General features: G+C 33.6%; 15 protein-coding genes. 8 read left to right on the top strand and 7 right to left on the bottom strand.

Going from position 1 to position 14,246, the window contains the following annotated elements; genetic code table 11:
• Nucleotides 1–47 precede the first annotated feature (47 nt).
• Complete coding sequence (locus ACE38P_RS00715) at nucleotides 48–386, bottom strand: outer membrane protein assembly factor BamE (protein ID WP_029237605.1); 339 nt, start codon at nucleotides 384–386, stop codon at nucleotides 48–50.
• A 129-nt stretch (nucleotides 387–515) separates the two neighbouring features.
• Here ACE38P_RS00715 and ACE38P_RS00710 point away from each other — a divergent pair, with 129 nt between their 5' ends.
• From ACE38P_RS00710 to ACE38P_RS00700, 3 genes are all read left to right on the top strand, one after another.
• Nucleotides 516–1,505: a ribonucleotide-diphosphate reductase subunit beta gene (locus tag ACE38P_RS00710; protein WP_064085230.1), complete on the top strand. Its 990-nt coding sequence runs from the start codon at nucleotides 516–518 to the stop codon at nucleotides 1,503–1,505.
• A 131-nt stretch (nucleotides 1,506–1,636) separates the two neighbouring features.
• Nucleotides 1,637–1,909 carry an ankyrin repeat domain-containing protein gene (locus ACE38P_RS00705; RefSeq protein WP_264683355.1) on the top strand — a complete coding sequence of 91 codons (273 nt, stop codon included), beginning with the start codon at nucleotides 1,637–1,639 and terminating at the stop codon, nucleotides 1,907–1,909.
• 4 nt (nucleotides 1,910–1,913) lie between these two features.
• Entirely contained in the window at nucleotides 1,914–2,087 is a 174-nt protein-coding gene (locus ACE38P_RS00700) for a hypothetical protein (protein WP_374699333.1), read from the top strand.
• 1,053 nt (nucleotides 2,088–3,140) lie between these two features.
• On the opposite strand, the gene ACE38P_RS00695 is transcribed toward ACE38P_RS00700, so the two are convergent.
• On the bottom strand, nucleotides 3,141–3,794 hold the full coding sequence (locus ACE38P_RS00695) for an ankyrin repeat domain-containing protein (RefSeq protein ID WP_374699332.1): 654 nt from the start codon (nucleotides 3,792–3,794) through the stop codon (nucleotides 3,141–3,143).
• Nucleotides 3,795–3,957: 163 nt separating this feature from the next.
• Nucleotides 3,958–4,755, bottom strand: coding sequence for a YgfZ/GcvT domain-containing protein (locus ACE38P_RS00690; protein WP_264331039.1), 798 nt, complete (start codon nucleotides 4,753–4,755; stop codon nucleotides 3,958–3,960).
• Between the two features lie 113 nt (nucleotides 4,756–4,868).
• On the opposite strand from ACE38P_RS00690, the gene ACE38P_RS00685 reads away from it, so the two are divergent.
• From ACE38P_RS00685 to ACE38P_RS00675, 3 genes are all read left to right on the top strand, one after another.
• Nucleotides 4,869–5,159, top strand: coding sequence for a co-chaperone GroES (locus ACE38P_RS00685; RefSeq protein ID WP_007302813.1), 291 nt, complete (start codon nucleotides 4,869–4,871; stop codon nucleotides 5,157–5,159).
• Between the two features lie 89 nt (nucleotides 5,160–5,248).
• The gene (gene groL / locus ACE38P_RS00680; protein ID WP_374699331.1) at nucleotides 5,249–6,907 is read left to right on the top strand and encodes a chaperonin GroEL; all 1,659 of its coding nucleotides are present in this window, start codon (nucleotides 5,249–5,251) and stop codon (nucleotides 6,905–6,907) included.
• A gap of 287 nt (nucleotides 6,908–7,194) precedes the next feature.
• Nucleotides 7,195–7,698, top strand: a complete 504-nt coding sequence (locus ACE38P_RS00675; protein ID WP_264376423.1) for a protein-disulfide reductase DsbD domain-containing protein — start codon at nucleotides 7,195–7,197, stop codon at nucleotides 7,696–7,698.
• Nucleotides 7,699–7,842: 144 nt separating this feature from the next.
• Here the strand turns inward: ACE38P_RS00675 and ACE38P_RS00670 are convergent, their stop codons facing one another.
• Together ACE38P_RS00670 and ACE38P_RS00665 are read right to left on the bottom strand one after the other, a co-directional pair.
• Nucleotides 7,843–8,733: a hypothetical protein gene (locus tag ACE38P_RS00670; protein ID WP_374699330.1), complete on the bottom strand. Its 891-nt coding sequence runs from the start codon at nucleotides 8,731–8,733 to the stop codon at nucleotides 7,843–7,845.
• 75 nt (nucleotides 8,734–8,808) lie between these two features.
• Nucleotides 8,809–9,036 (bottom strand): hypothetical protein, encoded by a 228-nt coding sequence (locus ACE38P_RS00665; RefSeq protein WP_064085506.1) that lies wholly within the window; start codon nucleotides 9,034–9,036, stop codon nucleotides 8,809–8,811.
• Nucleotides 9,037–9,423: 387 nt separating this feature from the next.
• On the opposite strand from ACE38P_RS00665, the gene ACE38P_RS00660 reads away from it, so the two are divergent.
• Nucleotides 9,424–10,761 carry an alanine:cation symporter family protein gene (locus tag ACE38P_RS00660; RefSeq protein ID WP_029237595.1) on the top strand — a complete coding sequence of 446 codons (1,338 nt, stop codon included), beginning with the start codon at nucleotides 9,424–9,426 and terminating at the stop codon, nucleotides 10,759–10,761.
• A gap of 380 nt (nucleotides 10,762–11,141) precedes the next feature.
• Complete coding sequence (locus tag ACE38P_RS00650) at nucleotides 11,142–13,409, top strand: hypothetical protein (protein WP_374699329.1); 2,268 nt, start codon at nucleotides 11,142–11,144, stop codon at nucleotides 13,407–13,409.
• Here the strand turns inward: ACE38P_RS00650 and ACE38P_RS00645 are convergent.
• A complete protein-coding gene (locus ACE38P_RS00645) occupies nucleotides 13,396–13,986 on the bottom strand; it encodes a Maf family nucleotide pyrophosphatase (RefSeq protein ID WP_264686397.1) in 591 nt (196 codons plus the stop codon). The two genes, ACE38P_RS00650 and ACE38P_RS00645, sit on opposite strands and share 14 nt — an antisense overlap.
• Complete coding sequence (infA, locus tag ACE38P_RS00640; protein WP_052264695.1) at nucleotides 13,964–14,227, bottom strand: translation initiation factor IF-1; 264 nt, start codon at nucleotides 14,225–14,227, stop codon at nucleotides 13,964–13,966. Before infA ends, ACE38P_RS00645 begins: the two co-directional genes overlap by 23 nt.
• Nucleotides 14,228–14,246: the final 19 nt, after the last annotated feature.

Here is a 14,246-nt window from a genome sequence, read left to right as displayed (position 1 = left end):
CGTTACCTGAATTAGTTACTTGTGATGAAAAATAGATCAGCAAATTTTCAATCAACAACAGCTAAAGACCTTTCTGCAACGTTGATTTCTCTTATATCTGTAACTTCGTCATTCTGATTAAACGAAATTTGCAGAGACTTACTACTGTACTTCCTTTTTCCCAAGAAGTTAGCTTGTTTAATTTTATATGAGACATAGTACCAAACATTTTCGTCGAACTTTGATACTAATGTTGGCAATCCTAAAGTATGAACCACTTTTTCTCTATCATCACCTACTTTTATTTTGCTCCACAGTTCAACATTAATGCCAGGAACTCCGTGATTATAGATAGTGTGCATGCAGCCTACTGAAAACAGCAAAACAGAAAATATTAATACTCGCATTTTGTCAATTAGTTATTTGAAATCATAATACACTGATAAACTATCTGTCGTCAAATTTCAAAAAAGTTAAATTGACTGATTCTCAATATCATTTAATATAATATTTACTTCAAAATAATTAGGTACCTTATGTCGTTGCTAGAAGCAGATCCAATATACAAGCCTTTTAATTATCCTTGGGCATATGATGCATGGTTGCAGCAACAAAGGATACACTGGATACCTGAAGAAGTTCCGCTTGCTGATGATGTGAAAGATTGGAAAACTAAACTTTCTAATGTAGAGAAAAATTTATTGACCCAGATTTTTAGGTTTTTTACTCAAGCAGATATTGAAGTAAATAATTGCTATATGAGGCATTATTCAAATATATTTAAGCCAACAGAAATATGTATGATGCTTGCAAGCTTTTCCAATATGGAGACTATACACATTGCAGCCTATTCATACCTTCTAGATACGATTGGCATACCAGAAAGTGAATATCAAGCATTCTTAAAATATGATGCTATGAGAAAGAAGTATGAATACATGTTAGAATTTGAGGAAAGTAAAAAGCACGATAAAAAACATGTTGCTAAAACTTTAGCAGTATTTGGTGCCTTCACTGAAGGATTGCAGTTATTTGCATCATTTGCAATTTTGCTCAATTTTCAACGGTTTGGAAAAATGAAAGGTATGGGGCAAATAATTGCTTGGTCAGCACGTGACGAAACCTTGCATACCAATTCAATTATCAATTTGTTCAATACGTTTATTAAAGAGAATAATGAAATTTGGAATGACGAGTTCAAAGAAGAATTATATTCTGCATGTCGCACTATTGTTGAACTTGAAGATGAATTTATAAGTCTTGCTTTTGATTTAGGAGATGTTGAAGGGCTATCTGCAGAGGAAGTGCGCAATTATATACGTTACATAGCAAACAGAAGGTTAACGCAATTAGGTCTTAAATCTATATATAATGTTAAAGATAACCCTATTCCGTGGCTTGATGAAATACTAAATGGCGTGGAACATACAAATTTCTTTGAAAATAGAGTAACAGAGTATAGCCGTGCAGCAACTCAAGGCACTTGGGAGGAAGCTTTTGCTAAAAACTATACAAAAAGTGAATAGCAGTAACTTCACCCTTTTTTATCGTTTCAACGGAAGCTTGCGATACATATCAAAGGTGGAAGGAGGAAGAATTTGATATAAATCATCTATTTAGCTTAGAGAAAAGAGAGTATAGATATAAAGTTACATTATTGCATGTAATAGTTGGAGATTTTGATTGCTTAGAGGAGGAGAAGAAGAAGTTAATACGATATCTATTAGACAAAGGTGCTAATGTTAATGCACGAGATTCTTTTGGAAAAACTCCTTTGCACAATAGTCATGACAAAGAGGTAACACAAATTTTACTAGATGCAGGTGCTAATCTTTTTATAAAGGATCATTATGGAATGACTGCAAGAAAACATGCCCGTGATGAATCAAAGCAGCTTTTAAAAAAGGCAGAAGATAAATACAAGCAATAAAGCAATGAAATTTGGTGCTATTGTTGGTATTACGGCTGGAGTGGGAGTTGGTAATGGACTTTTTGCTGCTGCTGGTCTTTCATTACTAATATCGGCTTTTATTGGCGCAGCTGTTGCTATAGCAATAGGGTTTGTTTGTTTTTGGTATTACATATGCAATGTCAAAGCAGGTTCCTAGTGAGAAGCTATAGCGTTGATGCAGAACAAAAAGCTAGTACAGCGGCAAGTATGGTAGTGTAGTTAAGTAAAAAAAGGAAGAAGAGACTTCTTCCTCTTTTCTCCAAATTTTTTATATATAATTGAGAATAAAAAAACTGTGGATAACTCTGAAAAAGATCAAAAAAGACATCAAAAAGAGTATGATTAGATTGAAATATTTACAGAAAAACTTACTCAATTGATAAATATCTTAACGCTTTTTAAGAAAAGACAAATAGAGGGTCGTATTGGAGCTAAAGGTTGAAATTTTAAGTGCTTCTTAATACTTAAAGAGGTACTTTAATAGTTCCTTTTAAGTACTAATCCGGAGGTTCGATAGGTTGTTGTTTAAAAGATTGGCGGATATTTTTGTTAGTATTGAAAATTACATAATGTATATTATGGAAAATATAAGAAACACAAGCTTTCAGCAAGAGAAAATTCAATTTTTGCTCTTCTCAAACAGCATAAAAAAGTGCCTGTTGAACCTCCAGATTAATGCTCAAAAATGTTCAATTGATACTTTAAAAGTATCACTTCAAAAGCACTTAAAAATTTTATCTTTTAGCTCCAATACGACCCTCTATTTGTCTTTTCTTAAAAAGTGTTAAGATATTTATCGATTGAGTAAGTTTTTCTGTAAATATTTCAATCTAATCATACTCTTTTTGATGTCTTTTTTGATCTTTTTCAGAGTTATCAACAGTTTTTTTGTTCTCAATTATATATATATTAGTATTTGGAGATCATATTTATTATAGATCTCCAAAGTACTCAGAAATGTAAAATTATATACTCTACTAGGTTATCAACTTAGTTATTAACAATTCTGTGAATAACTAAAACAAGAAAAAGGGGCTTCTAATCAAATGGAAAAAATAGTGTCATTCTTTAAAGAACGACGCTAAAAACATTGTTTCTGTTCGAGCAATGGTTACACCTATTATCAGATCTAGGTACCCTGAATAGGATTAAGGGTACCTAACGAAGTAAAAAACTTGGAGAAAAGGAAGAAGTCTTTTCTTCCTTTTACTTAATTTGGCTGAGGCAAACCTTGTTCTGTTGCCGACCTTGATGTGTCAGGATTTTCTATCTTAGTAGATACTGCATATGTAATACCACCAGCAATAAGTCCAGTGAGTACAGCAGCAGCTACAGCTATGCCAATTAAAGCCAATATTGGTAATGCAACACCAGCAGCAAAAAGTCCACCACCAACTGCTAATGCAGCTACAACACCACAAACACTACCAACTTTCATTGCCTTATACTTGTATTTATCCTCTGCCTTTTTTAAAAGCTGCTTTCTTTCTTTATCACAGGTACAATCTCTTGCAGTCCTTCCATGATGATCCTTTATAAAAGGATTAGCACCTGCATCTAGTAAAATTTGTATTACCTCTTTGTAACAACTCTCGTGCAAAGGAGTGTTTCTAAAAGAATCTAGTGCATTAACATCAGCACCTTCGTCTAATAGATATCGTATTAACTTCTTCCTTTCCTTCTCTAAGTAATCAAAATCTCCAACTATTACATGCAATAATGTACTTTGATATCTATACTCTCTTCCCTCTAAGCTAAATAGATGATTTATATCAAATTCCTTCTCCTTCCACTCTTTATATTCATGTTTATATTTTTCTTGCAAGAAGTTTTTAAATCGATCCAGATTATGATCATTCAACACACTTTCCCTAAACCAGGATAAAAGCTCTCTTTTTCTAATAGCCACAATATTTATAAAAACACTAATACTTTAATTATTATACATTTAAGCAAGAAAGTCAAGAATTTAACTAGTATCACAAACATTCAAACAAGAAAAAGGTGCTTTTACCCGAATAGATATTTTATAACGTCTTAATGCTAACTCCACCGACATATAAATTTGCGTGGCTTTTTCCAGTATTAAGCAATGCAAGTCCAATATTGTCGACACTAGAGCGTAGTTCTCCTACTTCTTCATTATGTTCACTGATTACTTTAGTGCCAATATTTGGAAGTGCATTTTTTCCCTCAACAAGGTAAAGTTTCCTTCTGAATTTTTCTTGTCTGCTCATTCGATTTACAACTTCCTGACCTATATAGCACCCTTTATTAAAGCTTATACCATTTATCTTATCGATTAAATATTGCAGCGGAAATGATGAATTTTGCACCATATCTTTTGCTCCATCTGGGACAAGGTTTTTAATTCTAACTTTTTCATACTGAATAAAATCTCCAACCGGTTCTTTTATTTCATCTTCATGTATGATCCTCATTCCTAGCAGCTTGTGCCTTGGATCTTGAAAAATCACTTGTGACTTACTACTACACTCCGCCAACTTAGCATCAAACAAAACTCCAACCTTATATAGTGAACTAATGTCTTTAATCCTCACTCTAAGGTAAGTTTTGAGCAAGTCTAATTTTTCAATTATTTGCTGTAGATGGGCATTTTCACACTCCAAATAAATATATTTATCATGCTCAATGAGGAAAAAATCGTACAGATATTTTCCCTGAGGGTTGAGTAATAAAGAGTAAATTGCCTGCTGGCTACTTAGTTTATTAATATCATTTGTTATAACACCCTGAAGAAAATCTCTCGTATCTGGTCCGTATAAAGATATTAGACTACGGTTTGCTAGCGGTATGTAGCCCATAAAACTTCTGTTCAAACCTTAAATTATACACTTTTACTAACTCCAACCCTTGAAATGTAACCTTTAGATGACTACATAGAATTGTAGGTTAATCTATTAATGAGGAAACATAAATGTCAAGTGTAAATTTGAATGTATTAGATGATAACGTGCTAATAAAGCCTATTACTGAAGAAAAACAAGGTGGAATTGTACTACCATCAAGTGCTGAAAAGAAGCCTACTAAAGGTGAAGTTATAGCAATTGGTAGTGGTTCACGCAACTCAAGCGGAGAGCGTATAGCTTTAACTGTAAAAACTGGTGATAAGGTTTTCTACAGGCAGTGGGCTGGGACAGAAGTAGAGCATGATAATGAAAAGTATGTCGTGATGAAGGAGTCAGACCTACTTGCTGTTATCAAGTAGGTATTCCTATTTTACTAAACTAATGCGCTATATAGTGCATTATGTATTTTAATATTCTAAATTTTTTATTAATTTAAGGAGTGATAAAAATGGCTAACATAGTAGTATCAGGCGAACAGTTGCAAGAAGCCTTTCGTGAAGTTGCAGCAATGGTTGACTCAACGGTGGGAGCAACTGCAGGGCCTAGGGGAAATACAGTAGGAATTAGCAAGCCATATGGTGGACCAGAGGTCACAAAGGATGGCTATAAGGTAATGAAAGGTATAAAGCCTGAAAAACCATTACACTCTGCGATAGTAAGCACCATTGCTCAAAGTGCTTCTCAGTGTAATGACAAAGTTGGTGATGGTACCACAACATGCTCAATACTGACTAGCAATATGATAATGGAAGCTTCAAAGTCAATTGCAGCTGGAAATGATCGTATTTGTATCAAAAATGGAATACAGAAGGCAAAAGATGTGATATTAAAGGAGATTACATCAATGTCTCGCACAATTTCTTTAGAGAAAATGGATGAAGTTGCACAAGTTGCAATAATTTCTGCAAATGGTGATAAAGATATTGGTAATAGCATTGCTGATGCTGTTAAAAAGGTTGGAAAAGAAGGCGTCATCACTGTTGAAGAGAGTAAGGGTTCAAAAGAATTAGAAGTTGAACTTACAACTGGTATGCAGTTTGACCGTGGTTATCTCTCTCCATACTTTGTTACAAATAATGAAAAGATGAGCGTGGAACTTGATGATCCATATTTGCTGATTACAGAAAAAAAACTTAATATTATTCAACCTTTACTTCCTATTCTTGAGGCTATTTTTAAGTCTGGTAAACCTTTGTTTATCATTGCAGAAGATGTTGAAGGTGAAGCATTAAGCACTTTAGTGATCAACAAATTACGTGGTCTAAAAGTTGCTGCAGTAAAAGCTCCAGGTTTTGGTGATAGGAGAAAGGAGATGCTCGAAGATATAGCAGCTTTAACAGGTGCTAAGTATGTCATAAAAGATGAGCTTGGAATCAAGATGGAAGATTTGACTCTTGAAGATCTTGGTACTGCTAAAAATGTTAAAATCACTAAAGACAATACCACAATTGTTAGTGAAGACAGCGACTCTGATAAAAAAAACAGAGTAGATGCTAGAGTTAACCAGATTAAATCTCAGATTGAAACTTCAACCTCTGATTATGATAAAGAAAAGCTGAGAGAGCGTTTAGCGAAATTATCAGGCGGCGTTGCTGTGCTCAAAGTTGGTGGAGCAACCGAAGTAGAAGTAAAAGAACGCAGAGATAGAGTTGAAGATGCACTTCACGCAACAAGAGCTGCAATTGAAGAAGGTATAGTTCCCGGTGGTGGAGTTGCACTTCTTTACGCTGCATCTGCTCTTGATAAGCTAAAAGCTTCAAGCGATGAAGAGCAAATAGGTATCAACATTGTCAAAAAAGTTCTCAGTGCTCCAATCAAAAGATTGGTTAAAAATGCTGGTCTTGAATCTGCTGTTATAATTGACTATTTGATTAATCAGAATGATAAAGAGCTTATATACAACGTTGAGGCTATGAACTACGCTAATGCATCAACAGCTGGTGTAATTGATCCGGCAAAAGTAGTTCGTATTGCTTTTGAAACGGCAGTGTCTGTAGCAAGCGCACTTATTACTACTGAATCTATGATAGTTGATCTACCAAACAAAGAAGAAAATGCTTCATCACCTATGGGTGCAGGAGCAATGGGCGGAATGGGTGGATTCTAAGTAAACAAGAGCCTTGGAGCAACTTGCTCCAAGGTATCTTTCTAGTTCTAAAAAGTCTTACATTTATAAAGGAAATAAATTTGTGACTTTCTATGCAAAGCCACTACTATTTATATTTGTTACGTCTCTTTAATATTATAACTGCTTAAAAATAAAAAAATAATATATGAAAGTTATAATTGCTACTATATTTGTATTAGCATAATATTATATTAACAAATGATTTATATAATATTTTTATTATAATAGATAGAACTTAAATTATTTTCTTCATAAATAGAGTATTTATGAAAATACGTATATACTCAATCCTACTTTTACTTTTTTCTTGCACTCAATTGTGCGCTGAAGAAGAAGTTGCAAAATTTGATCTGCTCATTGGTAAGGTAAATAAAGCAAACCTTACCATTGAAGGCGCAATAAAGGTTACAATAAAACCAGGTTGGCATATATATTACAAAGACCCTGGAGATTTCGGCCTTCCTACTTCCTTTGACTGTCAGGGTAACATATCAAATATAGATATTCATTGGCCTACTCCCAAGGAACATGAAGATAAAGTTGGGGAAGTTACATTTGTTAGTAACATATATGAAGATATGGTGTTATTTCCCTTTAAAAACAATATCATTCCAAATCAGGAATACGCTGATATTAACTTTCATATAAAGTACGCAATATGTAAAGATAGGTGTATCCCTAAAAATGCCGAGATAAAAACCAGTCAACCACTAAAGGATTTTATAGATTCTGATATCAATAAACTCATAAATGAGTGGTATGAAAAATAGAGCTCCCAGCGAGCAAGTGATAGTTATACGATAGCTTAAAAATGTTATTCCTGTCCCTGAATTTTCCAATAAAGATCTTTCCAAAAATTTCGATCATGAAGCCTTTTGAGGACCAAAAGGCTTCATTTCAATCAATAACGAAAATTATGACTTTGAAAGAGCTGCTTGCTTATTAACTCCTGTAGTAATTTGTATGCTTTCCACACTTGTTGGAGGATAAAATCCTTTTATTACTTCAGAGCCTTCTCGCTTTAAATATGACAATGCTTCATATAAAGTCTTCGCTTCATATTGTCTTCCTACTTTTACTTCTTTATGTGCAGCTAATTGATCCCAAGTAACACCATTGCTTTCAATAAACTCTACAGAACCATTATCGCTAATGCTAATTTTCATTTTACACTCTTTCCCCTCAACATACCAATTTAAATTCATATAATATGAGCCATTAGCTACTTCATAAATTCTTACTCCATTCTCATCAACTCTGCAGCGTATTCCCCTTGTTTCACACTTGCTTTTACTAGGCAGTAATAATGTAATTCCATCTACACCATATTTTCTGCATAGATCACTATTTAAAACATCAACCACATTTATTGATTTTGTAGAATCACCAAGCATAATTCTGAGTGCAGGCTTAATCTTACCTTTCTTTCTACTTTCTTTAATTCCTATATATTCTAAAGTATTGTCTTTTATACTTTCAATTACATCTTGTGCAATTTTGTTAGCAATTTTGCCTACAATATTTTTGCTATCGTACTTATTAGCATATTTGTATTCATATCTGCCATTAACTTCATATCTATACTTTTCCTGTCCTTCTTCACTAGGAACCACAGTAGAAAAGTGTTTAAACCACACTTCATCATCATCAATACTAACTTCTTCGTTCTTATCTCCAGAATCTACAGATATTTTGCTACCTGGGCTTACATTTTTAAAGAACTTATCCTTTGCACGTAAATAAAAATTTTCATTTGTATTTTGATTCAGGTCAGTTTTAATTAGACCTTTAGGATTATCTAACATATACCTCCACACATTAAATTATATAGAGGTATATCAGTGTTGACCTTCTAGGTCAACACTAAACAATAACAAAAACTATAGTTGTTTCTTTTCACCTGCTAAAGATTGTGCTTGTGCTCCATCTACACTTGTTGAATGTTGCTTCAATATGTGATTTAGATATTCTCGTACTTCATCAGTGTATTTAATGCTCTTGTAGCTTAAACTTCTTATCAACACCTTGCCTAAATGAAAAATATTTCCTCTTTCTTGGAGAAATTTGTTATATTCATTGCAGTTACTGACTTTCATTTGCTGTGGCATATTTTTTCTTCAATGGTTAAATGGCTATTCTATAATGAATTTTGTCAGTAACTGCCAGTTCTTTTCTCTTGAGTGATGCAACAAAGCCATCCCAGTGTCAAGCACTGGAATGACACCCATTTCTTTCTAGTGTCCCCTTTCTTGTCATTCAAGTATCCTTTTCTTATCATCCGAGTAGCTAAAACTATGATCCATTGTTCATTTTCTGGATTCCAGTCTGGAATGACATTGTTTTAACATTGTACCATATTACAATGTTCATACAGTTGTGATTGGTATGACAAGATAAGAGGTGCTAGAATAATGGAACCGAAGTCATACATAGAAAATAGGTTAGGTATTTTTCAACTTTTGCTATATACTCAAGTAAAAATCTCTCTTTTACAGATGGATACAGTAAAGTTTGTTTTATTACTGCCAACAATACTACTCATACTAGTTGCTGGTGTTTACCTATCGGTTAAACTAAAATGGTTGCAGATATTTAGACTACCGTATGCCCTTTCACTTATTGGAGCTAAAAGAGGAGAAAATAAATTTTCTTCTATAGCTGCTCTGTTTACAATCTTAGGGGGAAATTTAGGAGTAGGAAATATTTCAGGAACTGCTGTTGCTCTAAAAACCGGAGGACCGGGATCCATTTTATGGATGGCAATCATTATTGTTGTTACTTCTGTGATAAAATATGTTACTTGTTACCTAAGTATAAAAACCAGAAAAGAAAAAAATGGACGGTTTATAGGTGGACCTGTAGCCTACATGAATGACTCATTTAACTCTAGCAAAGCTACAATTGTGTTTCTAATTGTTATGGTAATAGTTTCAATAACAGTTGGTAATCTTGTTCAGGTAAATTCTCTATCAATACCACTCAGCATGGTAGATGTACCTGTAGTTATTGGCGGCATTGTAATGGCCATAATATTTTTTGTTGTTGCAGCTCTCAGCTTAAAAAAAATTAAAATTTTTATATCGGCTATGATACCGATAATGACGGTGAGTTACCTTACACTTTGCGGTATAATATTATTTAAGTTTAGTGAAAATATCCTTCCTTCTCTAAAATTAATAACAAGCAGTTTTTTTACAACTAGTAGCTTTAACTCTGGTTTATCTTTAGGTTTAATTTTAGAAATGTTGACTATTATTCAAGTTGGAACTTTGCGAGGTATTTTTGCAACAGATATAGGACTTGGCCTCGAAGGAATTGTACACTCCTCGATTACTCCTAAAAAAAATAACAATAAATTTATCATTGAACAGAGTCTAATCACAATAATATCTCCTTTTATAGTTGCACTCATAGTATTCATTACAACAATGGTACTGCTTGTCACAGATTCTTGGATTACTGATTTAGAGAGCACTAACATGTGCATATTTGCTTTTAGAAAAGCTATGAATTGGCCCTATATTGACTATTTTATTATGACCATAATGTTTTGCTTTGCATTTACTACTATTTTTACTTGGTTTTTTTGTTCAAAACAAACAATACGCTATGTATCTATGGATAATAAATACACCAAAATCTGGACTGTAGTTTTTACCTTAATCATTCCATTTGGTGCAATTGGTGGAGTTAAGTTACTCTGGGATATAGCTGATATCTCGATTGCTGCTTTGCTTTTTATTAACATACTTGCTATACTCAAGCTCACTTCTCAAGATCCAGAAGTATTTACTATGAGTAGCAAATACTTGAAGTTGCAAAAACAGAGCTAAAGCAATATTTTAAGTTGTCATCCCATTCTGGAATCCAGCCTTTCATGAACTTCATCAAAAATGTTATGTTTTAACATAATAATTTTATGCTCACTAACTGAGTGCGACTGGATCCCAGTGTCAGCTACTAGAATGACATACTTTTTGGTGAAAATTACTCTTATATTATAACGTTTGTAGTTATGAATTTGACTATAGGATCAAGTCTAGAAAAATCTAGATTCCAGACTGGAATGACAACTTAAATTGCTTGATGTGAACATAAAATAGCTCATGTCATCACGTTAGCAATACAACTTCTTTAATAAAAACTAAATCAATTCCCGTAATAATTGTACTAGCTAAGGCTAAAAGGCAGAGGGTTATTAGTGAGGGAAAATATGAATACTCAAAGCACACAACAATATCATGAATTCATTCGAGGATTTTTTACTTTATTCGATGAAATAAAAAAGGAAGACGACCCAATTTATAATTCCAGAGTTGGTTTTAATGCAGTAAAGTTTCTAATAAAGCACCCCATCTGGAATTTGGAGATAGATGAAGACAAAAATAAAGCTTATGAAGTTATTCTTCCAGAGCAGAACAAGATAAAGAAAGCCGAACAAAAGCTTGAAAGTGAAGTTAAAGCAAGGTTAAAAGAGTATGTTGATGATATCGCAGGAGTTTCAATATATGGCGATCACGCAAGTATTACACTGGGAGATGACAAAAAAGAGTTTAAAATCAGCGAGTTTTTAAATAGTGACTTTTGTCAGAAGAAAGGAATTTCGGGATTTTCAACGCTGCATAGTGATGGAAAGAGCGGAATGCACGGTTTTGTTGCCGAAGAAGGAGAGAAAAGAATAAGGCATTATGTTGTAACCGATGGTTCATATGAAATGACTTTGAATTGGCATGACAAAAATGGAAAAAAATGTACTATCAAAATCAAGATTGATAAAGATGGTGTAGATCTAACTGAACGTAATGGTGTTACTGAGGAACAATTAAAAGCAAACACAGATGTAAAAATAGGTGGCTTATTCCTATATCAAATACAATTCAAGGAGAAAGGACAAGAACAAGAGAAACAACAATCATCTGAAACTTTCATAGAAAGTGATATTAGTAAAGGTATTGGCGTTCAAGCTACTCAAGATCAAGAAGTTGAGTTTAAGCATGTAACGACTAGCACTACAAATTCTAATAACGCATCTGCTAAAAAGATTCCACCGTCACTTCCACCTAGAGCTAGTTCATTACCTAATAATCAGAAAAAAGATGAGTATCAGCCAATACGGATTAATAGTAGAAATAACTACAATTCTCCATATTCTGATGCTTCTTCAAGCAGTACTATTTTCACCAAGTCTGTAATCTACAATCAAGATAATACACAAGAGGATGAACGGTATGACAATCCTACATTTGCTACATTTGGACATGCTGTACCTGGAAGCCGAAAATCAGATGAAAGTGAGCAAATATCTAATAATCGGCAAAAAAGTGCAATTTTTGATCCTACAACTACTGAAAGCGCTGCACCAGTACAAGACGTTGCATTCAAAAAAGTTAAAGATGCATTTAAGTATGAAAACGCTAAAGAATCACGCAATACTGGAAATAAGCAACCACTAAATGATGTAGCTTCGATTCTTGCATGGAAAGCAAAAAATGAGTTATTACGTAGTGAAAGTGAGTATGATGAAGAATTTTCTGACTTCGAAGATGGTTGGAGCGATAACGAAGATGAGTATATAACGCTTTCAAATCCTCAATCAGATTATAAACAAGAAAAAGATTATCTTAGCACTAAGGAAAACGAAGAAAGAGGAAACGATAAACAAAAAGAAACCGAAGATAAATTACAAGAAAATGAATCTCTAGAATACAGCTCAACAGACATAAAAACAAACGATTCGGGCTATTCATCTCCAACTCACTCTAATCATGAAAAATCTCGAGTAAATTCTGGACAGTTAAAAGCGAGCCTAATGAATGTTGAACAAAGAGATGATACCCTACTTACGGAATTTACCAGTAAGTTGGATAAAGAAACTCAGAAATTCCTGCTAAAACCAGTAAATCAAAAGAAAATGAGTGGGCAAACAAAAGAACATTTATTAGCAGCTGGATTGCTAAAAGACAATGCAGCGGAGAAAGAAATAAACGACTCAGGTTACTCATCTCCAACTTACACTAGCCACTATAATTTTCAGGTCAATTCTGAGCAATTAGAGAAGAGATTAGAAACCATTGAACCAAAAGATACATTGGAAAAATTGAATAAAGGATTGAGAGAACCTTCACACCAGGCTACTAAAGATTTATTCTCAGAAAGTATGTTGAAAGAAATAAAAGAAGGTAAAAAATATGACCCTGTACGTAAGTTATTAGAAAGAAAAGTGGCAGAACAAGAAGCAGAACAAGAAAATGATAATACTAATCTGACTATAGACAAAAATAGCGAACTATATAAATTGCTAGAAAAAGATGCAGCACAACTGAAAGCTGGAATAGTAGAAGAGGAAAGAAAAGATACTTTAACAGAACGCAATGATAGTCCTGATCGCAATAGAATTGCATTAGCAAATAGAAATAGAATCTGGGCTAAACTTATTGCTGAAGAAAAACAAAAAAAGGACAATGGTATTAGTATAGGTTAAAGTAATTACTTAGCAAGCAATGGGTTTCATGTAATGGTAACCCTATTACAGAAGAGTATGAGCCACGTAAAAATAATACAAACATTCCTGCAAGACCTTGTATGTTGCACCCCCCTGCCCTGTTTTTCCACTCTTCTGATGCTAAATAATATTTAATTTCTTGTTCGCTGAGACGCTTAAATTTCACTATTGTAACTACAGTCCTAATATGCTGTTTAGATTGATCAGGAGTTAATAAACACACACTGGTGTATACTCTATGCCTTCTTCCTGATAACAAGCGAACGCATTTTTCTGCTTGCTCAACGTTTTCAGCTTTGAGCAGTATCCTTCTACCACAAGCAACAACTGTATCAACACCAAGCACAAAGTAATTTGGATTTGAACTTTGTGTTTTCTCAGCTTTACTTTTTGCCATACGGATTGAGTAATCTCTTGGAAGTTCCTTTTTTAAAGGAACTTCATCTATGTCTGCTGGCAAAATTAAACCTGGCTCAATATTTATTTGTTTTAGTAAAGCTATACGCCTTTTCGATGATGAAGCAAGAATAAGATTATTTAGAGATCGTCCTGTCACTTGTACCTTTAAGCCTTCTAATTATCCTACCCTTTTTTGCATTCCTATCATAAACACTCATCTCAACCAACACCCTATCGCCTATAATTATGCGTATTTTACTTCTTCTCACTTTCCCTGATACATGACAGATAATCTCATGTTCATTGTCCAGCTTCACTCTAAATTCTGCTGCAGGTAGTAAAGCAGTTACTGCCCCTTCCACTTCAAAAATTGTTTTTGATTTGTCTTCTTTTATCATTGTCGTATTATAATTTAAT

It is taken from the genome of Wolbachia endosymbiont (group A) of Limnophora tigrina (assembly GCF_964263225.1).
Lineage (GTDB): Bacteria > Pseudomonadota > Alphaproteobacteria > Rickettsiales > Anaplasmataceae > Wolbachia.
The sequence above is the reverse complement of the archived record's forward strand: the minus strand, read 5'-3'. Positions and strand labels throughout refer to the sequence as shown.